22 protein-coding genes and 1 tRNA gene are annotated in these 25,232 nt (G+C 48.7%); 9 read left to right on the forward strand and 14 right to left on the reverse strand.

The features are described from left to right. Positions 1-29: 29 nt before the first annotated feature. Positions 30-482 carry an Lrp/AsnC family transcriptional regulator gene (locus IFO68_RS02835; protein ID WP_370630713.1) on the forward strand — a complete coding sequence of 151 codons (453 nt, stop codon included), beginning with the start codon at positions 30-32 and terminating at the stop codon, positions 480-482. Between the two features lie 97 nt (positions 483-579). Here IFO68_RS02835 and tssG read toward each other — a convergent pair whose 3' ends face one another. From tssG to IFO68_RS02880, 9 genes are all read right to left on the reverse strand, one after another. After that, on the reverse strand, positions 580-1,578 hold the full coding sequence (tssG, locus tag IFO68_RS02840; RefSeq protein ID WP_192014472.1) for a type VI secretion system baseplate subunit TssG: 999 nt from the start codon (positions 1,576-1,578) through the stop codon (positions 580-582). Further along, positions 1,575-3,323, reverse strand: coding sequence for a type VI secretion system baseplate subunit TssF (tssF, locus tag IFO68_RS02845; RefSeq protein WP_192014473.1), 1,749 nt, complete (start codon positions 3,321-3,323; stop codon positions 1,575-1,577). The genes tssG and tssF overlap by 4 nt, the downstream gene beginning before the upstream one ends. Before the next feature lie 11 nt (positions 3,324-3,334). Continuing rightward, positions 3,335-3,745 (reverse strand): type VI secretion system baseplate subunit TssE, encoded by a 411-nt coding sequence (gene tssE, locus IFO68_RS02850; protein ID WP_192014474.1) that lies wholly within the window; start codon positions 3,743-3,745, stop codon positions 3,335-3,337. A 68-nt stretch (positions 3,746-3,813) separates the two neighbouring features. Further along, the gene (tssC, locus tag IFO68_RS02855; RefSeq protein WP_192014475.1) at positions 3,814-5,292 is read right to left on the reverse strand and encodes a type VI secretion system contractile sheath large subunit; all 1,479 of its coding nucleotides are present in this window, start codon (positions 5,290-5,292) and stop codon (positions 3,814-3,816) included. Between the two features lie 11 nt (positions 5,293-5,303). After that, the gene (tssB, locus tag IFO68_RS02860; protein WP_192014476.1) at positions 5,304-5,801 is read right to left on the reverse strand and encodes a type VI secretion system contractile sheath small subunit; all 498 of its coding nucleotides are present in this window, start codon (positions 5,799-5,801) and stop codon (positions 5,304-5,306) included. Positions 5,802-5,827: 26 nt separating this feature from the next. Continuing rightward, complete coding sequence (gene tssA, locus IFO68_RS02865; protein WP_192014477.1) at positions 5,828-7,372, reverse strand: type VI secretion system protein TssA; 1,545 nt, start codon at positions 7,370-7,372, stop codon at positions 5,828-5,830. Further along, positions 7,369-9,321, reverse strand: coding sequence for a serine/threonine protein kinase (locus IFO68_RS02870; RefSeq protein WP_192014478.1), 1,953 nt, complete (start codon positions 9,319-9,321; stop codon positions 7,369-7,371). The genes tssA and IFO68_RS02870 overlap by 4 nt, the downstream gene beginning before the upstream one ends. A 548-nt stretch (positions 9,322-9,869) precedes the next feature. Next, positions 9,870-10,292, reverse strand: coding sequence for an organic hydroperoxide resistance protein (locus IFO68_RS02875; RefSeq protein WP_192014479.1), 423 nt, complete (start codon positions 10,290-10,292; stop codon positions 9,870-9,872). Between the two features lie 305 nt (positions 10,293-10,597). After that, entirely contained in the window at positions 10,598-10,810 is a 213-nt protein-coding gene (locus tag IFO68_RS02880; RefSeq protein ID WP_192014480.1) for a nucleoside deaminase, read from the reverse strand. A gap of 272 nt (positions 10,811-11,082) precedes the next feature. On the opposite strand from IFO68_RS02880, the gene IFO68_RS02885 reads away from it, so the two are divergent. Beyond that, positions 11,083-11,529, forward strand: a complete 447-nt coding sequence (locus IFO68_RS02885) for a DUF3429 domain-containing protein (RefSeq protein ID WP_225445007.1) — start codon at positions 11,083-11,085, stop codon at positions 11,527-11,529. Positions 11,530-11,624: 95 nt separating this feature from the next. Here IFO68_RS02885 and IFO68_RS02890 read toward each other — a convergent pair whose 3' ends face one another. The 3 genes from IFO68_RS02890 to IFO68_RS02900 form a co-directional block, all read right to left on the reverse strand. Beyond that, positions 11,625-13,010, reverse strand: a complete 1,386-nt coding sequence (locus tag IFO68_RS02890) for an FAD-binding oxidoreductase (protein WP_192014481.1) — start codon at positions 13,008-13,010, stop codon at positions 11,625-11,627. Between the two features lie 473 nt (positions 13,011-13,483). Continuing rightward, positions 13,484-13,574 (reverse strand) — tRNA-Ser (locus tag IFO68_RS02895). A 127-nt stretch (positions 13,575-13,701) separates the two neighbouring features. Further along, on the reverse strand, positions 13,702-14,169 hold the full coding sequence (locus IFO68_RS02900) for an NUDIX domain-containing protein (RefSeq protein ID WP_192014482.1): 468 nt from the start codon (positions 14,167-14,169) through the stop codon (positions 13,702-13,704). Positions 14,170-14,274: 105 nt separating this feature from the next. On the opposite strand from IFO68_RS02900, the gene IFO68_RS02905 reads away from it, so the two are divergent. The 4 genes from IFO68_RS02905 (at position 14,275) to IFO68_RS02920 (ending at position 17,494) form a co-directional block, all read left to right on the forward strand. Beyond that, the gene (locus tag IFO68_RS02905) at positions 14,275-15,402 is read left to right on the forward strand and encodes a M14 family metallopeptidase (RefSeq protein WP_192014483.1); all 1,128 of its coding nucleotides are present in this window, start codon (positions 14,275-14,277) and stop codon (positions 15,400-15,402) included. Between the two features lie 270 nt (positions 15,403-15,672). Continuing rightward, positions 15,673-15,876: a hypothetical protein gene (locus IFO68_RS02910; protein WP_192014484.1), complete on the forward strand. Its 204-nt coding sequence runs from the start codon at positions 15,673-15,675 to the stop codon at positions 15,874-15,876. 177 nt (positions 15,877-16,053) lie between these two features. Then, positions 16,054-16,488, forward strand: a complete 435-nt coding sequence (trxC, locus tag IFO68_RS02915) for a thioredoxin TrxC (RefSeq protein ID WP_192014485.1) — start codon at positions 16,054-16,056, stop codon at positions 16,486-16,488. Positions 16,489-16,642: 154 nt separating this feature from the next. Further along, positions 16,643-17,494 (forward strand): hypothetical protein, encoded by an 852-nt coding sequence (locus tag IFO68_RS02920; protein ID WP_192014486.1) that lies wholly within the window; start codon positions 16,643-16,645, stop codon positions 17,492-17,494. 118 nt (positions 17,495-17,612) lie between these two features. Here the strand turns inward: IFO68_RS02920 and IFO68_RS02925 are convergent, their stop codons facing one another. Further along, positions 17,613-19,607, reverse strand: coding sequence for a methyl-accepting chemotaxis protein (locus tag IFO68_RS02925; protein WP_192014487.1), 1,995 nt, complete (start codon positions 19,605-19,607; stop codon positions 17,613-17,615). A 386-nt stretch (positions 19,608-19,993) separates the two neighbouring features. Between IFO68_RS02925 and IFO68_RS02930 the strand changes: the two genes are divergently transcribed. The 3 genes from IFO68_RS02930 to IFO68_RS02940 all read left to right on the forward strand — a co-directional run bounded on the left by IFO68_RS02930 (position 19,994) and on the right by IFO68_RS02940 (position 23,975). Beyond that, positions 19,994-22,129 carry a TonB-dependent siderophore receptor gene (locus IFO68_RS02930; protein ID WP_192014488.1) on the forward strand — a complete coding sequence of 712 codons (2,136 nt, stop codon included), beginning with the start codon at positions 19,994-19,996 and terminating at the stop codon, positions 22,127-22,129. Positions 22,130-22,260: 131 nt separating this feature from the next. Continuing rightward, positions 22,261-23,169: an SMP-30/gluconolactonase/LRE family protein gene (locus IFO68_RS02935; protein ID WP_192014489.1), complete on the forward strand. Its 909-nt coding sequence runs from the start codon at positions 22,261-22,263 to the stop codon at positions 23,167-23,169. A gap of 47 nt (positions 23,170-23,216) precedes the next feature. Further along, positions 23,217-23,975: an IclR family transcriptional regulator gene (locus IFO68_RS02940; RefSeq protein WP_192014490.1), complete on the forward strand. Its 759-nt coding sequence runs from the start codon at positions 23,217-23,219 to the stop codon at positions 23,973-23,975. A 29-nt stretch (positions 23,976-24,004) separates the two neighbouring features. Here the strand turns inward: IFO68_RS02940 and IFO68_RS02945 are convergent, their stop codons facing one another. Next, positions 24,005-24,778, reverse strand: a complete 774-nt coding sequence (locus IFO68_RS02945; protein WP_225445008.1) for an IclR family transcriptional regulator — start codon at positions 24,776-24,778, stop codon at positions 24,005-24,007. Positions 24,779-25,232: the final 454 nt, after the last annotated feature.

Here is a 25,232-nt window from a genome sequence, read left to right on the forward strand (position 1 = left end):
GCTTAGGTTAATCAAAGTCGAGAATAATGATAATGAATACTTTACACAGCAACAGCATTGACCGAATTGATAGGAAGATATTGTCAAACCTGCTGATTAACGGACGTGAATCGATCGCAAATATGGCCCGCAATGTGGGCCTTTCCAGAACCGCCGTCGCCGAGCGGATTACGCGAATGGAAAAGTCCGGCGTTATCGAAGGTTACACTGCCAAAATCGGGACCCAAAAAAGCGCAACTATGACCAGCTGTTACCTGCTGATCAAATGCGAAAATGGCTGGAAGAAAAAAGTGTGTGACAGCCTGAGAGAAATTCCGGAGATTAAATCCATCAGTGTCGTCGGTGGTGGGTTTGACATCATCACTTTACTGGAGGCTGCTTCATTACACCTGATGAATGAACTGTGTGATGAAGCAGAAAACATTGTCGGCATTAAGGAGCTGCATACCACAGTCGTATTCCACAGCCCTATTTGCCGCTAGGCGCCCGAATCACGCTTAGCCGCTTCATTACGGCATTACCCACCTGGCACTCTACCATGCAGTCAATACTGCAGGCAGCAGAGTGCCAGGTACTCATCTAGACAGCACCGATGATCACCACTGTCTGTTTATCACCTTGCACTTTACCCAACCAACTGACCTGTCCAAGCCGGTTCGCTTCCTTCGAACCCAAAATGCTGGCAGGTAATCCATCCGTTTTCACTTCCAGTTTCAGATCCCAGGCCATAGGGTCGCGCAATACAAAACGCATCAGCTCTTTGAGTAACCCGTAACCCTGTTCACCCGGCAAAAAATGACAGTATTGCTCATAATCCAATTCATGGAAGACCAGATTAAATTTACCCGTGATATCGGTAAGGTGATCACCCAAGTGATAATCCTGGCCCAGCACACAGTTAACATGCCCTAAGCGGTTAAGCTGTGAAGGGGCAATTTTCACCCTGCGGGGTACCCACTGTTCAATACTGACTTTTGCCAGATTAAAGCAGTGAGCCACAATACCTGACACCAGATTTGGAGAGCGCGTTCTTGAAGATAACTGGCCAATATAAGAGAGCAGTTTTGCCCTGTCGAAGTTAAAATCACTGTCTTCGCTGAGATCAGAAGAAATACCAACCAGGTTAAACAGATTACGGGACAGCGGGTCGACCGCCCCGGATTCGTACCGGACATGGTATCTGTATTTTTTCCATATCCGGTACAAGTGTGAGAGATACCTGTGATGAAAGAAATCGAAAAAATCTTTCACCGGATTATCTTCACCATCCCGGCCGGCCAGCTTTTCTGTATATGCGGTGGGTAAAGGTGAGCCAGTACCGTGCAGACCACCGAAATTCACCGTCAGGCTGGGAACATCTCTGTTATCCCATTGCACAGACTCAAACTGCGAAATATCAGAGCGGGGAAAACCCAGCTCAGGCGAAATGCGAAACCGCAGAAACTCCTGCTGCGGTGTTTTCGCCTGGCCTACAGAGGCAAATTGTACGGATGTTTTCTTTTTCTCAGCGGCCTCCAGTAAATAAACGGCCTGAAAAAAAGCATACTCATGGCTGGACTGATTGATCTTATCTATCATATCACCGCCTGTTTGCCCTGATTGCCATCCCACCGGTACACTTCGCCGGTTTTTACATCAATCACTTCCAGTTCAGAGAATGAGTTAATGCTGGAATACAAAGAGAAAAACTCATTCAGGATAGACACCAACAGGTACATATCCCCTTCATTGGCAAACATGGATGAATCCATTTGCAGTACAATCTGGTTACCCCGGATCGGCAAGCCACGGAATATACGTTCTATGGGTTTCATGTTAATGGCTTTAATGCCATTTAAGCGGTTAGCTGACGCGCGCTGAGACTGCCTGTCACTGCGTGAATGAAAATCGTAAATACTCAGCATCATTTTCAGCACATCAGTATCAATTAAAGACAGATAGTTAAGCGACATATTGGCAATCAATTGCCAATGAAGACTACTGTCAATTTGTGGACTGACAGAAACTGTCGGCTTGGTCAGATTGGTGAAATTGGCATAGTTAGGCGACTTATGGGTAGAAAATGTAATGTCTCCGGGGGCCAGCCGTTGCGGCAATTTACCGTTAGTGCAGGTTAACTTAATCAGTACGGTTTCAGTTTCAAGGTTAGCGACACCGGCATTGTGATCAAAAAAGGAAATATAGTGTGACAAGCCTTTCCCTGAAACATGTTCCGAGACTTTGACATTGTAGTAATGGCGATTGTTATCAATACCTAACTGATGCTCAAAGGACTCAAACGGCAAATAATCAACCTGACGACGGTTTTCATTACTCCAGCCTCGTACCTGATTAACAGAATACACTTCGAAGTTATTTTGCCGGGTTGTTTGCGGACGAACCCGGTATTCAGTGCGTTTATGATCCAAGCGGATCGGATCGGCATCCAGTTCAAACACATTGGCTATCGGTGTACAGAAAAGCCGCAAATTTTTCTCTCTTATTGTCACTTCAGACGGCAAAGAGCGTGAAAAATTAAACACCAGGCTCATGGTACTCTGGCTGGGTACACCTTTGAGCCATTCCAGACCATCGACATCAAAGAACATAAATTTGTCCGGCATCGAAAAATACTCCTGGATTAATCGATAACCGGAAAAAGAATTTGGCCCGTAGGGTAATAGGGCTTCATCTTCTGAAAAACCCACTTTCTTTATACAAGAAGCAGGTAAACGCTGACTTCCTCCTCCCGCAAGATTGACATCAACACTGTCTAAATAGCGAAATAACCACAGATACAGTATGCGGGAGATATGCAATTCACCGTGAATATGGAAACGCAATTTATCTAACCCAATGCGTGATAACTCTACCCCTGTGTCGGTTGATAAGGTGACATTGAGGTGGCTGTTCGAGCGGGTATTCTGCTGAGTCACGGAATTGATCGACAGTGGATACAAATCGACATCGTAACAGGTGCGAAACTGGCACTGAGTCTCATCGACCTTTTCACTGGCCATTTCATGGCCACGCGTCACTGTGCTTTTCTGCGACACACTCCCGGCATAGGGGATCATCTGCGCAATGCACATTGAAGGCACAGAACGTAAATAATGCGGCCACAACAGAGATATCAGGGATTGGGTCAGCTCAGGAAGCTCATCATCCAGCTTCTGACGTAATTTGCCGTTGAGAAATGCAAAGCCTTCCAATAAGCGCTCTACATCGGGATCATTGCTGCTTTCCGACAGAAACTTAGTCAGCTGAGGGTGGCTTTTCGAAAACTCAGAACCCGCTTCTTTAAGAAACGAGAGTTCATCCTGAAAATACTTGCTATAAGTCATGTTCGTCGTCTCTACACTGAAAACTTGCCGTCTACACCAACAGACAAATCAATGTTCATTCTGGTTTTCTTATTGTTATGAAAAACTTCACCATTAACGGCAAACCGGAGCTGGAGTGGATCATCGGTATGGGGAACATATCTCACCACTACGCCGGCTAATCTTGGCTCAAACTTTTCGATGGTGGCTTTCACACTGTTTCTGATTTCCCGGACGATATTGGATTTATCGGCCAAAACATCATTAAAATCAGGCAGACCATAATCTTTGGCTATCATTGCATTGCCCGAATGGGTATTGAGCAAATCCGCCAGATGATGATGAATCGACTCAATCAGAAACTGTGTCGACTCCACAGCATCATAGCTGTTCTTTGCTTCGCCCATTTCAATGCGCTCGAGTAATCGGTAACCTTTATCCATAGACAGATTTCGAACGGCAGACCACTTCAGAGTCACTCGACCCGACAATAGCTGCCGTTCGCCTTTACTTAGTTTTGATCCAGTTTACCGACCAGAGACAATTCAAAACTGGCGCCCATGTACTTGAAGTGCGGACGCACAGCAAGAGACACACGGTACCAGCCCGGATCGCCTTCAACATCTGATACTTCAACCCGCGCAGCACGCAACGGACGACGGCCACGTACTTCTGCCGGCGGATTTTCCTGATCAGAGACGTACTGACGAATCCACTTGTTCAGTTCAATTTCAAGATCAGTACGCTCTTTCCACGATCCGATCTGCTCGCGCTGCAGCACTTTCAGATAATGCGCCAGACGGTTGATAATGAACATATACGGCAGCTGAGTACCTAACTTGTAGTTAGTTTCAGCGGCTTTACCTTCTGGCGAGTTACCAAAGAATTTTGGCTTCTGTACAGAGTTTGCTGAGAAGAATGCCGCGTTGTCAGAGCCTTTACGCATCGTCAGTGCGATAAAACCTTCTTCAGCCAGTTCAAATTCACGACGATCAGACACCAGAACTTCTGTCGGAATTTTGGTTTCAATGCGACCCATCGACTCAAAGTTATGCACCGGCAGATCGTTCACCGTACCGCCGCTTTGAGGACCAATGATATTCGGACACCAGCGGAAATTCGCGAAAGAATCGGAAATACGGGAAGCCAGCGCGTAAGCAGAGTTACCCCACAGATAATGGTCATGGCTGCCTGATACCGTTTCGTTGTAGTCAAACGCCTTAATCGGGTTATCTGCAACAGAATACGGCGCACGCAGCATGAAACCTGTGGTACACAGGCCCAGATAGCGGGAATCTTCATGTTCACGCAGACCACGCCATTTAGTGTACTGAGGGCCTTCAAACACCGATTTCAAATCTTTCAGGTTTGGCAGCTCTTCATAGCTGTCGACACCAAAGAACTGTGGACCTGCAGAGGTAATGAAAGGTGCATGAGACATGGCACCCACATTCGCCATGTACTCCATCAGTTTGATGTCCGGTGAGGTTGACGACATCTTAAAGTCACAGATAACCGCGCCCACTGGCTTACCACCAAACTGGCCGTATTCACGGGTATAAATTTGCTTATACAGACCCGATTTCACCACTTCCGGGGCATCGTCAAAATCATCAAGGACTTCATTTTTCTTGGCCGAAATCACTTCGATCTGAATATTTTCACGAAAATCAGTCTGATCAACCAGATACTTCAGTCCGCGCCAGGAAGATTCAATGGCCTGAATTTCTGGCGAGTGCAAAATGGCATCGACCTGAGCAGACATTTTCTGATCGATTTCAGAAATCATCAGATCGACCAGCGACTGATCAACTTTATCGGATACATTTTTGCTCAGCAGTTCAGAAATGAATGCTTCAACGCCACGCTTTGCAACATCAAAACCTTCATCAGATGGCTTGAGCCGGGTTTCGTTCAAAATACTGTCTAACAGTGAACCGGATTCAGCCAATTGTGCATCCTGCTCCGGAGTCATAGCTTCAGTTGTCATGTGCCACCTGTTTATTCTTCGTTATTAGAATTGATGCTCAGTTCACTGAGCAGCTTGCTGCGCGCTTCATCATCCTGCAGCACCTGAGCGATACGTTTGCGGAATGCAGGCACGTTACCCAGAGGACCTTTCAGTGCAACCAGAGCTTCACGCAGTTCCAGCAGGCTGCTTAATTCAGGCACCTGGCGGGCAACGGATTCCGGTGAAAAGTCTTTGATATTTTTAAAGGTCAGATCAACGCCCATCTGAGCGCCTTCTTCGCCGCTCAAACGGTTATCAACGTTAACTTTGACATTCGGCGCATAGGCACTCAGCACATCATTAAAGTTTTCTTTATCAACGTTTATCGGATCACGATCCTCGATGGGAGTCTCGTCATCACGGCCGGTGAAATCACCAATCACCATCATGCTCAGGGGCAGTTCCACTTCTTCCTGAGCATCACCTGTAGCAGGAACATATCGGATATTAATTCGCTCTTTAGGAGCGACTGAACCATCTTTAGACATAACTTGTCCTTCTTAGCAGCTATATGTTAATGAACGGCCGCAAGCCATTCTCTGTACTTAGCGGGAAACGCATCTTCCCGTGAATAAATTTGAGTCAGCGTTAAAGACAGTAACTGCTCCAGTTCGGCATCCAGAGTCGGTTCCCAGTAACTCAAATTAATGCGTTCTCTTTCTGGCCAGATCACTTCCAGATGCGGCAGCGCAATACTGTGCAGCCCGTTGTGGTGCAGTAACCTGGCCAATTGCAGATGCAAGAGAAATCGTGAACGCCCTGACTGGGCGTCATCCAGTAATGAAGACGCTGAAACCAGGAGCTGTCCCAGTTCTGCACCTTCCAGAATGTCATCGCCTCTGTCGCTCAGCAGCTCAGCGAGTCCTTCATGGCCTGATGAGCCGGAAGTGACTGACTGTTCAGCCAGCCATTGGCGGGTAGCTTCATCAGCGAAAGGGGTGTCATCCTCAAACTTCAGCGCGTCGATACCGGCTAAACGTGTGATAAAACGCCGCGTCTCTTCGCGCACGGACTCCGCAGCCTGGGTAAATCCCAGTTGCTTGAGCATGTCGTGCATCAGGCGCTGACCGCTCAGCCAGAACGGGGTATTGCGCAGGCTTTTTTCAAGCCGGCGGTAATGTTCAGAAGCAGACTGATTTACCAGTGCCGACTCGTAATCGGACAAGGTATCTTTGTTCACCGGCAACCTGAGCGGTGTTTTTCCTTCTGCATCGTGAGGCGGTAATTCGTCAATTGCCATCCAGGTCACAAATCGTCCAACCTGATAGGCAAGCGGCATCTCAGGACTCTGATGCAGTAAGTGTTCTGCCATCTGATCCAGGGATTTTTTATCCGCCTCGCCGCTCAATACACTTGTCTTTTCAAGGGGAACTGGCGGGGTTACTTTAGGCGGGGTCGCCGCAGAGGCAGACACAGGTTCAGGGGGAGCAACCGCTTTAGGCTCAGTCACAAATGACTGCCCGCCTGCCATACGGCCTTTTTCTGGTTCCACTGCGGATTGTGGTGATGCAGGCACTTCCCCCAGAGAATTGCTGCTGGTAGTCAACGCATTGCGCGCATTGATTAAGGATGCCTCTGAGCCTTCAAAGACTTCGCCCATCGCAAAACTGATGTCCTGGCACAAGGCAGCACAGGCTTGCAGATCAGACTGAACAGGATTACTGAGTTTGGCTGCAATCAGTTCAATTTGATTATCCAGCCATTCTATCGCGCCATCCCGGCCACGCGCTCTTGCCGGATACAGTGAACTGCCATACTGTTCCAACGCCGATTTCAGCAAAGTGAGTCCGGTTTTCAGCCCGTCGCTACCGTAATGTTCTGCCCACGCACGCGTTATGTAAGCCATGGCTTTCAGATCTTTGCTGTGCTGTAACAGGACAGTTTCAGCCTGTAACTCAACAACTTGCCAATCCACCGTTTCACCAAATAATGAACCGAACTTTTTGACTTCAGCTTCCATTAGCTCATAGCAAAGTTCATAACGGGCATCTTCTCCAACCGGAAGCCCGGCACCTATCGGTGACAACAGCTCATCTAATCGGGTATTGAGCTCACTCATGTATCCCACTCCCAGTCAGGTAACACAACAGAGGTAACATTATTGGCATTGATACTGAGTGCCCCGGCTTTAAAACGGGTTGCCTGACTTGCTTCAATGTCCTGTTTAAGCAGAGCTTTGATGGTATCCACCCTGTCTGGCGCGAAGGTTTTCACATCCTGATAGGCCTGCTGAATGATATTTTTTTCGACCACCAGATCGGACTGCAGAGACTGACGGAGTATGTATTCACCGCGGCGTGCATAGAGTAAGGCTCCCATGCTTCGGATGTCCTTACTTTCAGGAAACACCTGCTGAGCACTTTCGATCAGCCCGGCTGCATCTTTAAATTGCGCTTTATCCATTAGCTGCGACACCCGGGAAAGAATTTTGGTAACAGTCTGATACCGGATTTCGTGAGAATAGTAATATGCGCTTGCCGTTGCTTTTTTCCATGAGGCTTCAAACGCTTTACGGGCAAACACCACATCGCCCAACTCCAGTAAATTCAAGGCTTCTTCTGGTGTCACTGCGTTTTCACTGTATAAACTTGCGTTTTGCAACAAGGCATTAATTCTCGCCTGCGCACTCGACAGCTGTTTCTCAATGTGAACTTTGTCGCTGTCTTTTCCGCCCTGCATTAACCGGCGCATCACAATTAATTCATTCTTTATGGCTTGCAACTGATCGCGGCGTTCTGCATTGGTTGCTCTTTCCTGCTCAAATACCGGACTCATCTGCTGATAAATCTGCTTTTCCTGCGCTGATTTTCTGCGGTCATACTCTTCAACCACAGATACCGCAGTCTTTGATAACTCAGGGGTTTCTGAGGTGAATTCATTCAGAAACTGGTAGCTGTACCACGAGGTATCATCAGGCTGAAAAACCTTGCCGTCATAAGCAAAACTGGCTGGCTGACTGGTTTGGTAGCTGTCCAGGGCAAAAAAATAAGCATGTCGGATCACCAGAAACGCCACCAGCACTAACGTGGCGCAAATCAGGGTAATCTCCAATGAACGCCAACCATCAATGGCATTTACCAGATCATGTTTTCTTCTGCTTAATACCAGATCGGCATTACGCATATTGTTAAAAATAGGTGCATTAGACAGCGGCGTATCTGTGTCAATCTGACCCAGTATCTGCGCAAAATGAATCGGTGAGAAACCATGACTGCGTGGTTTGCCTATCACGGTTTTAATGGCTTTCCAGGCATGTGGCGGAATGACCACAGGCCGTTTCTGACCGGTTATCACCACCCCAATATCCGGGCTTGCCGCTACGCCCAGAAACAGGCAATACGCCATGACAGCAAGGGAGTACACATCATCTTCAGGCTGACCGATTCCGCTGCGGATATAGTCTGGCGATGCGTAATTCAGGCTGGCTTCCGCATAGGTGTTAGCTTCACCGGTATATTGTGCGGCGCCAAAATCAACCAGACGAACGGCATCATCAGCGCCTATCAGCACATTTGAGGGTTTGACATCAAGGTGGCACACGCCTTGTGTGTGCGCATAGTCCAGCGCACCGGCCAGCTGGTAAATCAGCCAGGCAATGTGGTCGGCACGAAAACCTCCGTGATTATGGCGGCTGACTTTTTGCGCCAGATTCTCCCCGCTAACCCACTCCATGAAGAAGTAAGGCGTGGAAAACTCGTGCCCGACTTTTATGTACTTCACAACATTGGGATGCTGACAAACTTCGAGTTTTGTTGCCTCGCTCAGCAATGCATTTTCAGCTGTGTCATTGCCACGCTGTAATACCGACTTACAGCAAATAATTTTATTGGGTTCATCTTTATCGGCTAATTTATACAGCACAGTGCCACGACCCGGCTTGGTAATCGTGTCGAGAATATCGAACTTCGCCCGCAAGCTTTCTTCAAGAGAAGGTCTGCTCGCAAGATCCAATTCCTTTTGACGTTTCTTTTTCTTTATCAGCGCGCGATTAATGACATCGTCAATCACAGACACCTTTTGATTGCCAGATTCAGACAAAGGGAAAAACCAGCCATAAAACCAATAGATGGCGAGAGTTTAGAGTTGTCTTATTAAGCATTTCAATAGCCGAATAACATTCCGGCCTTTTGATGGTCAAGAAAGTCATTTTCACTATAAAAAAGCTCATAATGAAACAGGGTGATGAGTGGCTTTTGCGCAGAGATAATCGCCAGAAATAAAGGGATGTTGATATTGATCCCAATTATTTTTTTCAGACTATAAAACCATGACAGATGAAATAAACACTCAATATTGAGTGTCACTTAATTAAAGCCGAAACATGGCCGTTTATATTGGTGCCATTTTAATGTTCGTACCTGTCTGCTATCGCTTCTTTAACAGGTTTTCTGACTGAGTACAGCTTTCACTGACATAGTTTTTTATAGATGCCCCGATATAAACCTGACTCTGGTTTGCAGAGAAACAGCGCGTTAAAAGTGCAGTACCATGAAGACCAATGAAAATGAAAAAAGGGCCATTTAAGCCCTTTTAAATTCACATCAACAAGATGAATGTTATTCGACGACCAGCTCGACGCGTACGTTGCCGCGCGTTGCATTCGAATAAGGGCAAACCTGATGTGCTTTTTCAGCCAGTTGGGTGGCGGCTTCACGATCCATTCCCGGCAGCGAAATGTGCAGCTCAACATCAATTGCAAACCCGACACCGGCAGGATTTTCACCGATACCGACTTGCGCTGTCACACTCGGCTCGCCAGGCAGTTTGATACTGTCCTGCGCTGCAACGAATTTCATGGCACCGATAAAACAGGCGGAATAGCCTGCCGCAAATAACTGCTCCGGATTGGTGCCCTCTCCTCCCTGGCCCCCCAGCTCAGCTGGCGTGCTGAGCTTCACTTTCAGTTTACCGTCCGCTGACTCGGATGCTCCGTCACGACCGCCAGTAGATGTTGCTTTTGTTGAATACAGAACTTTCATTACTTTTCTCCATTTAGTGAATGCGATAGTTCAATGACGGTTGAACACATCCTTCTGGAAAGATATTCAGTGCCATAGCTGGCCTCTCTCCAATTGCTTAAACCGTCAAATTCTTCTGTAGAAATAACTGTAGCTGAGTCTCTGAGAAATGACGTTTCCTCAGCGACGTAATTACCGGTTTTACGCCTGGTTTAAGCACTGTGATCATCGGCTACTCACAGCCACGGGCTGCATCACCTGATCGCAGTCACGCGGATTGAATCGCCAGTAGAGACAGACAGGGATCACCACCAGGCCCAAATGCATCAGCCAGCCTGACGTGGGGATTTGAGCGCCTTACCGGCTTCACGTAATGCCAACAACTCTGCATGGGCCGTAGGATCACACTCAGCCTGCATCCGGTTAACCCCAGTCGCGATCACTGTATCGTCTTTCACAACCACGGCACCAAGCGGACGTCCACCTTGTTTCACGTTACTTTCGGCCAACGAGATAGCTTGCGATAAAAATGGATTCATACTGCGCCTTTTGCTTACGTGTGACTATTTCGGAATTCATGACTCAGGATAATCCGACACTATACGTTTTGTCCTGAGTACTCTGAAATTAAATGATTCACTGGCAGGTATTTGAAAATCAAATACTGGGCATTGTCTGGCTGGCTCTGGCGCCTGGCTTTGGCTCTCGCTACAGAAGACATAACAGCGTTTGGCGAGAAATATTTACAGAAGCTATAGTCAATACAACAAAGTAAGCGATTATTCCAATACTGGTTACACAGGATCTGCGCATGCAAGAACCCAACACCATAATGAAACAACTCGGGTATTTAGAGCTGGTCCCTTTTGTCATCACCGCCCTGCTTGCTGTTGCTGACATCAGCCTTTTTAACCTGTCCGGGCAACAAATGTTCATCGCTTACAGTGCGGTTATCCTGAGCTTTTTATCTGGGATCCTGTGGGGAAATGCCATTGACCATATTTCCCATAAACTCAGCCGCAATGCCCTTATATTAAGCAATCTGTTTGTGCTGCTTGCCTGGGCGGCCATACTGCAAGGCCATAAACATGACCTTATCGCGATAGGTTTACTGGCACTGGGTTATCTGGCCGTCTGGTTTACAGAGAAGCTCATCCGGCAAACAGAAGGTGAAGTGAACCCCAGAGGATATCAGACTTTACGAGGCAGACTGACTGCAGGCGTGATTATCCTGCATGGGGTGGTGATCTTGACTTAATTGACGCACAAGAGCCTGAGCCAACAAACCGAGACCGCTCCGCTGCGGACGGTCTCATTGATCAGCCCGATGTATACTCTTGCGGCAACGCTCGCTTACTCGGGTTTGATATTCTGATTCATCCTGAACAGATTGTGGGGATCGTATTTTTTCTTCAGTGCGACCAAGCGCGTGTATGCCTCCCCGTACGCGAAGGCCACACGATCACCTTCGTCCTGAGTCAGAAAATTAATGTATGCCCCGGCACTGGCGAATGGTTGTGACTTGGTGAAGAATTCCCGCGCCCAGGCGATGCAGGCTTCATCTTCCTCTGCATTGTCCCAGCGGCCATGTACATTCATGACATAGCGTGCATCACGGCTGGCGTATGCCATGGCATCCGGTGATACTTTTTCTGTCTGACCGCCAATGGTGCCAATAAATATCTCACACTGAGGTGACGGCAATTTGCCGGCGAATTCGATCAGGATACCCAGTACTTCATCCGACAAATGGGTAAAGTTGTGCGACTTCCAGTAATTCCGGGCGCCTTGCGTCAATAAAGGATCAAATGCCTGCTGCCAGGCGACATAGGGTTGTACACCGACATGCTCACCGTACGGCGTACCGAAACTGCGCAGGGGTGCAATCAGTTTTTCACCTTCAGCAGGATCGCCAAAATAGCACAATGCCAGCGCGATCATTTCTTTGCCATGAACCGTTTCAGGCAAAAATGGTAAGGGCGGTGCTTTGCGCGCCACCATCCAGACATTCAGCGCTTCTGGCATGGATTCCGTAAAGCGGGCAAATTGAGTCAAAACGGCTTTTGCCTGCTCAAACGGAAAGACGATCAGCCCGCTAAGCACATCCGGGCCCACAGGGTGCAGCTGAAACTCAAAGCTGGTTACAATACCGAAATTACCGCCGCCACCCCGTAATCCCCAGAATAAATCGGCATTTTCAGTGTCGCTGGCTTTTACCTGTGTGCCTTTGGCAGTGACTAGATGCGCTGAAAGTAAGTTATCGACTGTCATGCCATACAGACGGCTCAACCAGCCAAAGCCGCCTCCCAGAGTCAAACCTGCCACACCTGTGGTTGAGTTAATGCCGAAAGGAGTAGCAAGGCCGTATTTTTGTACCGCGGCATCCACATCGCCCAGCGTACACCCAGGTTCCACCATCACCTTGCGGGTATTCGGGTTCACATGCACCGCCTTCATCAATGACAGGTCAATCATGATCCCGCCATCACAAACCGCGTTACCGGCAATATTGTGTCCACCGCCGCGCACAGACAGCAGAAGGTCATGCTCACGGGCAAAATTCACCGCCTGGAGCACACATTCCGCCGAAGTACAACGAGCAATGAGAGCCGGTTTACGATCAATCATCGCGTTCCAGATCTGCCGGACCTCATCATATTCATCATCTTTGGGGACTATCACCTTCCCCTGAAAATGCACCCTGAATCTATCAATGGATGCAGCCTCTAGCTGGCTCATACCCGCCTCCGCGTCATTCATTGCCTGGACCACATGCACAGAGTGCTCGCTCAGCCAACTATGGTTTATGGCGCAGGCGCACCACGGCGACCCAGAACGGATCCCGTGTAATTAAATCAACCTATCAATAGAGTAAAACCCATTCATGGGTGGCGGTGTTGTCCCTTATTGAGACGAAGTACAGGATTGGAGAATTGACGATTTGCTTCTGGCTGAAGAAGTACTCGGCTGACTTGATTCAGGTTCTTCACCCTATCTCATTTTGCCAAGGTTCAAGCGAAAAAAAACCGCTGATAGTTCAGCGGTTTCTTCGAATGTGGCGGAGCCAGAACAAGGTATAGAGGGATTTTCAAATCCCGGAAAACATCATCTGAAACCCAATAAAAGCCCCGTCTAGGCTTCTTCACCCTATCTCATCTTGCCAAGGTTCAAGCGAAAAAAAACCGCTGATAGTTCAGCGGTTTCTTCGAATGTGGCGGAGAGATAGGGATTTGAACCCTAGATACGCTATTAACGTATGCCGGTTTTCAAGACCGGTGCTTTCAACCACTCAGCCATCTCTCCGTAAGTGCGGCGAATAATACGTGGTGATGGTGGTGCTGTAAAGTAAAAAAAGTTCAAGTGCTCAATAAGCCGCCAGGCGGAAAGTTAACTGATGACTTTAGTCTCAGCCTGCAATAAAAAACACCACCTAAGCTAAGTCTGACGCCACAAATCCCTGATACTGACCAGTGTCATTACGGACAATATCGCGCAAAGCAACAGGGTGAAGATGATGTGTGTCCAGTTGTAACTTGTCTGCCCAGATAAATTCAAGGTGGGGTTCTTTTGAAACAACAGCTGCCGGCACATCAATTCCTGCAAGACGGGCGCGAAACACCAGCGCGACTTCCGTTTGATGCTGCCCGTTTTGCTGCCAGTCATTTTCAGCGATACCGATCAGATCCCCGATCTCTGCTGTGAGTCCCGTTTCTTCGCGGATTTCTCTTGCGACAGCCTGCACTGCCGCTTCTCCGGCATCAACATGACCGCCAGGGAGAAACGTGAATGCCTCCCCAACCCGTTTTACCAGAAGTACTTTTCCCTGCACTTCTATCAGTGCCCGGGATGCATAGTGTAATCCCAACCTTGCCACCTCTGTGGTTACTTTACTGTGCATATAGCTTAACGGCTTGAGGATACCGCGGCAAACAGCACTCAGGTTATGCTCTTGCTATAGTTGTGCTAACCTTCTGCCTTCATTTACCTTACAAGGTTTAAAGAGATGAACATTTTCAGTAACTTCGAAAGCGGCAATATTGATGTTGTAAAAGCCGACCAGCCTGGTGATATTCAACTGCGAATTAAAAAAGACAACCAGTCTGATTTCTACCAATGGTTTCACTTTCGTCTGGAAACTCAGGCTCAGGTTGAACATGGCTTCGAATTACAGGATTTAGTGAAATCTGCCTACCCGGAAGGCTGGAAAGATTACGATGTTGTAGCATCTTATGACCGTGAAGAATGGTTTCGCATCCCGGCTGAATTTGACGGCGACACCCTGCGCTTTAAGGTGATTCCTGAACAGCGCTCCATGTATTTCGCCTACTTTGCCCCCTACAGCTACGACAGACACCTGGATTTGCTGCATCAGGCCCAGATGAACTTCAACTGTGAACTGGAAACCCTGGGCAGCACGCTCGATAACAATGACATCAGCCTGCTGACAATTGGCGAGCCAGGCGAAGGTAAGAAGAAGATCTGGATTATTGCCCGCCAGCATCCGGGCGAAACCATGGCAGAATGGTTCATGGAAGGCCTGCTGCAGCGCTTACTTGATGAAACCGACACTGTCGGCCGTGCGCTGCTTGACCGTGCCGTCTTTTACATCGTGCCGAACATGAACCCGGACGGCAGCATCAGAGGCCATCTGCGGACCAATGCGGCAGGAATCAACCTCAACCGTGAATGGCTGACACCCAGCATGGAGAAAAGTCCGGAGGTCTTCCTGGTACGGGAGCGTATGCTGAAAACCGGCGTCGACCTGTTTCTCGACATTCATGGTGATGAAGCCATCCCATACAATTTTGTCGCTGGCTGTGAAGGCATACCCTCTTATGATGAGCGCCACGCCACGCTGGAAAACAACTTTAAACAAGCCTTGCTGACGATTACGCCGGAATTTCAGGATGAACATGGCTATGACAAAGATGCACCGGGCGAAGCCAATCTGAACATGGGTACCGCTTGGGTTGGTGAGCAATTTAAGTGTCTGGCGTATACCGTTGAAATGCCATTTAAAGATCACAACCTACAACCGGATGCCTTTTACGGCTGGTCGCCGGAGCGCAGTCTGGCTTTCGGTCAGGACATGTTAGCCGCAGTACGTGTGGTCGTTGACCAACTGCGTTGATTATTGCGGCCTGAGAAATGCAAAAGCCAGTCTTCGGACTGGCTTTTTAGCACTTGGATGGCGCATTATTCAGCCCGCATTTTCTCAGGCTGGAACGGCGAAAGATACTCTGAAAACGGTTTGTGTCAAAGTAGAATTTTATCCCGCCAGCGACTTCATCTCACAAATACGCCATTGGTCACAAAGCACGATTTCTTTGCTTTGACGCTGTCTGAAAGCTCTGATAAAGATATGCCTGATCTCGACGCATAGTGCTTTCAGGAGGTAATTGTGTCTATCAACTCACTTGAATATCTGGAAATGGCTGATGCCGCTAACAAGTGGGATCAGCAAGACGAAACAGCATCATCTGCTAAAGTCTCTGCTAATAAACGTCAACAAGCTGCTGCACGCCGCCGTATCGAAATGCTGCGTGACATCCGTGAATGCGGATTAACCATTGAGGAAGCCAAAGAGCTGGGTTTATTACACTGAAAACCCACAGTGAACTCTACCGATCTCGTCATGGCTAATGTGCTCTCTTGCATTAGCCATGAATTGTCACCACCTCATCATCGTTTTTTTCTATTGCAATAATTGCCCGATCCCCTCTTTTCTGAGCGACATAAAATCAGTACATTGAGCCCATAATGAGACAGATGGAAATTGATTATGTCGACTATCACTACCCGATGCCCGCATTGCCAGGGCCTGAACCGTATTCCCGTTGAACGTATTAATGACAAAGCCGTATGCGGCGCATGTAAAGAAGCACTGCTCGACGGAAAACCATTAGAAGGCACCACAGATAACTTCCAGGCTGTGCTGCAAAGTGAACAAGCCGTTGTGGTCGACTTCTGGGCACCCTGGTGCAACCCTTGCGTGGGTTTTGCCCCTGTTTTCGAAGATGTCGCAGCTGAGAGAGCCGGACAGGTGCGCTTCGTAAAAATTGATACCGAAGCTCAGCAGGCGCTGGCGGCGCAATACCGTATCCGCAGTATTCCTACCATTATGGTCTTCAGACAGGGCAAGCTGGTCGATACCATCAATGGCGCACTGCCAAAATCTCACTTCGACCAGTGGCTGAATCAGGCACTGGCAAAATAACCCTTTCCGCATATATAACGTGATAAATGACGCAGTATCTTTCTTATTAAAGATACCGCGTCATTGTTAGCCTCTGTATTCCTTCACTTTTTCGAGTACTTACCTATACTTAACGTCATAAAAATTATGTGTTTGGGTAATAGGTGTTGATGATATGCAAAAGCACTTTTCTCGCGCGTGTCTGGCTTTTACAGTCCTGTTCTGGCTGTCGGGATGCAGCAGTTTATCCTCGCTGGGATTCAGCAGTGATTACAGTATGTATGACACTGCCCAGGAATTCATTGACGAAAATGAGGTTCGCTCCAACGGTGCCGTGGTTGACAAAGGGCAGTATTACCCGAAAAGCGCCTACTCTTATACCTACCGTTATTGCAGTAACGGCCCGGAGCAGGCCGCGGAAGATATCGCGCAGTTTCAGAATCTGGCCCGGCAGGTCTGCGATCTCAATAATGGCCAGCTCAATCACCAGGAGACAGGCACCTGGTGCGTAGTAAACACCAACACAGCCGAGGAATACCCTTTCTTCTCAGCCAGTATCAGCGGAACGGATCAATGGGCAGATCTTTGTCTCGACGGCCCATTCGTGACGCTGAAAGTGATCGAAAATGATGGCGCACCGGACGACGAATGGTACAGCTCGGCCATTGTACTGGGCTACCTGCCTTACACGGCTGAACGCAGGCTGCTGGATGCACCCGCAGCAGCAACCGCGCTGATTGAGCCAACCAGAGCACCGGCTGCGAATGGCGCCTGGACAGAAGAAAGCGAACACATTTATACCAGTGTCGGCGAAAATGTCTGTCTGTATGAAAGGCCGCGCAACAGCACGCTGGGATACACCTACCGTGGTACTGTCCGAAATGCCACCGATGGCAGAGTGAGGGTATTAGTCACCGAAAAATACAAAGGTGATATTCGGACAGCGCCAACCTTAGAGCGCTTAGACTGGCATGAAGAAGCCTATATTACGGCAAGTGCCAAGGCATGGTTTGTGTGCTCGTCGTGAATTGGCGACGACAGCCCCGATGGACTCCCCTTCGCAGAGAACGGCGTCAAGCCATTGATTTATAAGACACAAAAAACCCGGCCGTTGCCGGGTTTTGCTTTCGAGACAGTGAAAATCGCTAGACGACAAATTTCTTCATTGCACTGTTTAATTCATCCACCTGGGATTTAATGGACTGAGAAGTTTGGTTGGCATTGTCGCAATTGCCGGACACATCGTCGGCAGAAGATGACAGCTGGTGCACCAGCTCAGCAACAGACTGCGACACATTCGACTGTTGTTCTGTCGCAACCGCAATATCACTCACTTTCTGCGACACCACCTCCATGTAGCGAACCGTATCTTTGAGCATCTCATTGGCCGTCGCAGTATGCTCTGTACCTACCTGAACCAGAGACTGGCTCTGTTCGATAACCTGCACGACCTGATGTGTTGACGCCTGAAGTGCTTCAACAATGGCGTTGATCTCTGTCGTAGATTCTGTTGTGCGCTGAGCCAGCAGGCGGACTTCATCAGCAACAACCGCAAAACCGCGGCCTAAATCGCCGGCACGGGCCGCTTCTATCGCCGCATTTAACGCCAGCAGATTAGTCTGCTCTGCGACCCCCTGAATCACTTCCGTGACATGTTCGATACGATCACTGTCAGCCCTGAGTTGCTGAACCATGTCACTGGCCTGCGCTACCAGCGTATTCAGCTCTGTCACTGTCTGCTGGTTCTGATCCAACGCCTGCTCGCCATTCACCAACAGGGAAGCCGAGTGGGCAAGATCGTCAGATGCCGCCTGGGTATTTTGTGCCGTTTCATGGGCCGTAGCGGACATTTCTTCTATTGCTGTCGCCACAGAGTTGATCCGCGACGCCTGATCGTTCACTTCACCTGCCGTGTCAGCATTGGTGGCAAGCAGCTGATCCATGCTGGCATTCACCGCGTGCGCTTTGGTCGACACCCCGGTGACTAAGCCAGACAAAGCGACGGACATGCGGTTCACCGCATCGATCAGTGCCGCAATTTCATCAGAACCTTTGTTTGCCAGCGCTGTACCTGAGAAATTACCGTGCGATATTTCTTCAGCACGAGTTACCACACGGCTTAAACGCGAACCGATATCCCGCCCCAGCCAGGTTGCGATAAACAAAGAACATAAACTGGCAATCACACTGGTGGCAATCAGCAGAGCCACCACTTTCTGCACGCTGCTGCTAATGGCATCTCCACTTTCTGCAGCAATCACCTGCTGTTCGCTAACCACAGTTTCAATGGTTTGCGCCAGTTGTTCGACTGCAAGCAAGGTTTCTGTTTCCATCAGGTAAGTGGCTTTATTCCAGTCCTGTGCCTGACGGTGCATGACAACATCTGTCGCCATTGGCAAATACATATCCTGCATTTCTTTAAACAGCGACCAGAGACTTTTCTGGCTGTCACTCAGGCTGTCCTGCTTGCGGTTAATTTCAGACACCGCCCGATTATTATGCCGCAGGTACTCTTCGAACTTGTCCAGATTGTCCTGATTAGCGCTGATCAAAAATGCCCGCAATTCACCCAATCCGTTGGATAACGACGAATAAGCATCAGTCAGCAATTTCATCAGGCGCTTACGATCGTCACCAACTGGGTTACTTTCCTCTTCGTTAAGCATGCCCTGAAGCTGATCTAAAGCGACTTCAGCCAACGGCGCCGCTTCTGATTGCAATAACGTATGCGCGGGCAGGTTCTCCGGCGTGTGGCTCATAGCGGCCACCGCTTTTTCACTGGCTTTCAGTGCTTCCCAGTCAGCTTTCACTAACTTAAACTGCGCTTCACTCAGATGGTTTTGTAAACGGGCGACTTCTTCATCAACCTTGGTAAACGCATCGTCAAGTTGTTGGCGGTACCTTTCCTGGCGCGCTTCATCTGCCGCCAGCATATAAGCCCGGAGGCTGGATAATGAAAATTCGGCGTTTTGCTGTATGGATCGACTGGCATCCACTGTGGGAATATCCACACTCAATAGTGAATAAGCATGACTTTCCACTTTACTAATCTGGATATAAAGAATGATTGCGGCGGCTAAAAACAACGCAGTCAACAAGAAAAAGCTGACTCTGAGCTTCCTTGCAATAGATAAATTCATAACTGACAAGTCCGTTTACTTCGTATGTTGGACCAATATAATGATAGCGATGTGAATTGTGAACACTTTGTCATCAAAGTATGAATTTTTTCAGCATTACGTGTGGTAAACGCCTCAAAAAAGCACATCTTATTAAACAAATTGAATAATTATGTCGTTTAATAGCCCTAAGTATCTCGCCAACACACCCATAAACATTACTATGCACCAAGTCCAGTATTTTGTAGCAGAAATATGACATTAAGTGATTTTTTATTCTCACAAAGCGCCACACCACTTTAAAAAAGTGACAAAAGTCACACAACCTGGACGATCAGTCAGTATAATTGCAAATAACAATAATTATTACTTCGAATTTGTTTTACATTCGTTTGGGTATCCGCGTTATGACACAATTCTTCAAGCCGAGTCTAAGTACGCTTGGGCTGGCAATCAGAAAAATCTGCCACAAAAACATTCTGCCGATTTCCTTATTCGCTATCGCATTGCCTGCATTCGCAGATGAAGCAACGAACAGCGTACAGGATGCTGAGCCAGAGACTATCGTTGTGACTGCGTCAACATTGAAAGTGGAAGCACCACTGGCTGAAACGCCTCGTACCATGGCGGTTGTTGATCAGGATAATCTGGAAAAGAATCAATTCCAGAAACTGGACGAAGCGCTACGCTACCAGGCTGGTGTACTTTCAGCACCTTATGGTTCAGATACAGATACAGACTGGTTTAAAGTCCGCGGTTTTGATGCTGCAACTTACTTAGACGGTAATCGCCTTTTTACTACCGGATACTATGTATGGACACTGGAGCCATTCGGTCTTGAGCGCGTTGAAATTCTAAAAGGGCCTGCCTCTGTGCTTTATGGTGAAGCGCCTCCGGGAGGAGTTGTCAACGCCATCAGCAAACGCCCTACCGACACGCCTGAAGGTAACGTACAGCTGCAAACCGGTAATCGGAACCTGAAACGTATTGGTGTCGACATTTCCGACTACGCCAATGAAGATGGCGATGTTCGTTATCGTATTGTCGGCCTGGCGAGTGAGCGAGATGGCACATTGGACGGTACTTACAATAACCGTTATTACTTCGCACCAAGCCTGACCTGGGACATGTCTGACGACACCAGTATTACTTTCCTTGCCAGCTATAAAGAAGATGAGGGTGTTCCGACAAACGGTTTTTTCCCTGCTTACGGTACATTAATCGATACCCCACAAGGTAAAATCGACCCGTCAACAAATTTGGGTGAGCCAGATTATGACATCAATAACAATAAGCAAATTTCATTGGGTTATGAGCTGAGCCATACATTTAATGACGTTTGGAGCCTGAAACAAAATGCTCGTTACGCTTATACAGACCTTCTACTGCGCAGCACTTACGCCTTTGGCAGTGAAACATCTGCCGACCTGTTCCGTGGTTTAATTTATCGTGATGGCACAACAGACACATACAGCCTAGACAATCAGGTCACAGGACATTGGTATGGTGATCGCACGGAAAACACCTTATTGGTTGGTCTTGATTTACAGTATTACAAGAACGACAGCAAAGAAAATCCATGGCCCAACACCATGGGTTCAAACATGGGAACCATCAATGCTTTCGATCCTGAGTACGGCAACTTCACTCCGGCAGATCCGAGTTTGGCAACACATGCGCTGATCACCAAAAAGCAAGCTGGGTTATATGCCAAAAACCAGTTCAAGTTTGACGGCAAATGGATCGCGACAATAGGCGCCCGCTTCGACGAAGTTGATGTGGATAATGAAAACAAGACGGCAAATACTGACGAAGATGTTTCAGACAACCATTTATCTATGAGCGGTGGTTTGATGTATTTGTCCGAATCAGGTCTGTCTCCATACATCAGTTATGCTGAATCTTTCGAAGTGATTGCCTCTATCGATCCGCTAACCAATAAGGTTTATAAACCTTTGGAAGGTGAGCAGATTGAAGCCGGTGTGAAATACACACCAGAGTTCATTGACGGCTATATAAATCTGGCCTGGTTTAATATCGATCAAAATAATGGCTTGGTTTCATCGATTGACGGCGGATCCCAGACTCAGGCCGGTAAAGTCACTTCACGCGGCGTAGAAGTAGATGCTGTCGCCAAACCAATGGAAAACGTCAGCGTCGCGTTCAATTACACCTACAACGACAGTCAGTACAAACCTTCTGAAGGTGCTGAAATGACACGTTCCCCGCTCATTCCACGTCACATGGCTTCAGCTCAGGCAGATTACAACTTTGCCAGCTTAGGCACTGAAGACTTAACGGTTGGCGGTGCTGTCCGATACATTGGTTCTTCTGTCGGTCACACGTCAACAGGCGCAGCAATGCTGAATATTCCGTCTTATACCGTTTGGGATATGCGTGCTCAATACAACATCAACAACCAATGGCAGGCTCAGCTGAACGTCAACAACCTGTTTGACGAAACCTATGTGTCGAGCTGTGACTACTACTGTTACTACGGTGAAGAACGCAGTGTGATAGCCACACTGAATTACCGCTGGTAAACCCTTCACACGCGAAAAGACGACCTGAACCCTGCTCTGTGAGCAGGGTTTGTTTTTTACACACCGCCAGCTCACCTTTGCCATAGTTAATCTATATTGATACTTTAAATATCATTATATGGACATTAATTATGAACAACCCCTTGGCTCAACCCCTGACTGATATCACGTGCGAAATTGGCGAGTCGCCGATCTGGCTGGCCTCAGCGCAGACCCTGTTCTGGGTCGATACTGAGCACAACTGCATCCACCAGTATTCCCTGAAAACAAAAACCCATAGCGCCACCGACGTACCGGTCGCGGTCACGGCCATTGCGCCTGCCAGCTCTGGCTGGCTCGCCGCGACAAAAACGGGGTTGTATCGCTGCCATGCGGATTTCAGCGGCTTTGAGTTTATCGCCGACCCAACCGAAGGGCTGGCCGGAATACGGCTGAATGATGCGGTGAATTGCCCGAGTGGCGATCTCTGGTTTGGCTCCATGAATGAAAGCCACCTGGAGCAAGCCGATGGCTGTCTGTACCGCTACCGGGCTGACACCCACACCATCAGTCAGCTTGATTGCGGATATGCTGTTGCCAATGGTATTGCGTTTAACGCCAGGCTAAAGCGCGCCTACGTAGCCAATATGTTCCGGGGTCAGGTTATCGAGCTGCAAATGAATGATGACTGGACTGCCGTCCTCAATAAACGTGTCTTTATTCAGTTGCCGGAGCAAGAAGGCTTACCCGATGGGCTGACAACCGACGCGCTGGGAAATCTCTACGTGTGCCACTGGAATAAAGGCGCTGTCAGCATCTACAACCCGGAAGGTAAATGTATTCATCTAGAAGCGCTGCCGGTAAAGCACGCGACCCGGTGTACCTTTGGCGGCGACAAACTCGACATTCTGTTTGTTACCACGGGCTGGTATGGCATGTCGGAGCAAGAACGCAGTGAGTTGCCACTCTCTGGGCGCACCTTTGTCATGCCGTCCCTGTTTGAGGGAAATACCGACAGTATTTTCTGCGAATCGTTTCCACATCAACCTTTTAGGCAATAGGTATACCCGCTATAATCGCCGGACAACAGGAATTGCAGGATTCAGCTATGGAAAACAAAGCCAACGCCGTCAGTCGCATTGTGGAAATCATCACCCAAAGCGCCAGACAGGAGCAGCCGGTTCCGCTGCCGGATCTGATTTTTCATTCTGAGATCCCAAAACCGACCTATCATCGCCTGGTTCAGCAACTGGACGAAGAACAGTTTCTGACTGCCGACGAACGCGGCAACGTTTACCCCGGTGCTGAGCTCAAACGTATTGCCCTCAACCTGAACAGCAACAACGAGCGAAAAGCACAACTTCAGGCGATATTGCACGGATTGTCGCGACGGGTGAAAGAAACCTGTGGGATTGCGATTCCGGACGGCAATGAAATGGTGTACCACGAACGAATTCAGACCAACTGGCCGCTGCAGATTGTCTTACCCATAGGGATGAAAACCCCTGTCTGGGCAACCGCCAGCGGCAAGTTGTTTCTGAGCTCCCTGCCCAAGACGCAGCGGGAGCGGATCATAGGCCAGCTGGATATGACCAAACTGGCCAAAAATACCCATACCGACCCTGATACGCTGGAGCAGGAATTAAAGATCATCCGCGGACGTCAGGTGAGTGTGGATAACGAAGAATTCATCGACGGGCTGGTCGCTGTGGCTATTCCGGTCAAATCTTCCGACGGCAAATTTCTGGCATCCCTGTTTTGCCACTGCCCGAAAACACGCAAATCTCTGGATCAGTTACTGACTTATCTGCCCGATCTCGAACGTACCCGGGATCAGCTTCAGGGCTATATTCAAGAACTGACATAAACACGGCCCTTTGCTGTTGCCAGCTAATCTCAGCTCAGCATCATTGCCATAATTTCATCCGCGGCTTCTTGCATCAGCGGCACAAAAGTTTCCAGATCAAGCAACGGATGACGAACCACAGGGCTGTGACAGAACAGAAAACCCAGCAGCAAACCATCACGGGCTATCGGCACGGAAACCGCGGCCATACCATCAATGAATTCACCATTATCGCGGCCATAACCCAGTTCACGGATAGCGGTCAGCTCCTGCTCCAGTTTTGCCTTGTCTATCAGGGTATGCTCGGTGAAGACTTCCAGCGCAATATTATCCAGAATCACCCGGCGCACGCCGTCCGGCAAAGTCGCCAGATACAGTTTGCCTGACGCCGTCGCGGCCAGCGGCACTGAGCTGCCAACCGGCAGGCTGATCTGCAAAGGCCAGTTGGTCTGAACCCGCTCAAAGTACAGCATTTCGATGCCGTTCGGCACAGAGATGCCACAGGTTTCACCAATTTGCGCCGACAGTCTTTCCAGTACCGTCAGGCGCTGCGATTCAAAGACCTTATTGCGCAGCACGGCCAGCGCCATCTGGCGGAATTCAGGGCCGGCAATCACTTTTCTCAGCATGTTCTCGCGCAGAATGCCGAGCTCTTTCAACTGCACAAGGAGTTTTGCAGTAGCTGGTTTGGGAAGATCCATCGCCTCAGCCAGTTCATTCTGATCGTACTGACCTTCGTGCTCGGAAATAAAGGATAAAATCCGTAAGACACGCTCAATCGTCGAGCCTTTTTCTTTTCGGGTAATGGGCTTAGTTGTGTTCATGTTTATTCATATAGTGTTGTTTCAGGTCAGGTTATACGGTTCATTCTGGGTGATCAATATAAGGTTCGGGAAGTGGGGTGTGTTCCCTTTAAAGTCTGTCTGGTATGTCGCGCTTGGGTTCAGTGCATCCCTCGCCATGGTGTGACGCGCGCCAGACACTCTTTGCTGGCACAAAGAGTGCCCAGAAATGCCTGTTTGTCCGTTGGTGTTGTCCGGGCCGGTTGTAGGCGCTCCCGGCGCCGACAACCTAAAAATTCGTCCTGAATTTTTCCCTTGTTTTGTATTTCCTATTATATATCGTCAATGCTAAAAGCCGTCATTCCCGCGCAGGCGGGAATCCAGTTAGCGAGTACATTCATAAAGATTGAGTGAGTATGTCGCGCTTGAGTTCAGTGCTTCCCTCGCCATGGTGTGACGCGCGCCAGACACTCTTTGCTGGCACAAAGAGTGCCCA

The organism is Photobacterium arenosum, from assembly GCF_014841115.1.
Lineage (GTDB): Bacteria > Pseudomonadota > Gammaproteobacteria > Enterobacterales > Vibrionaceae > Photobacterium > Photobacterium arenosum.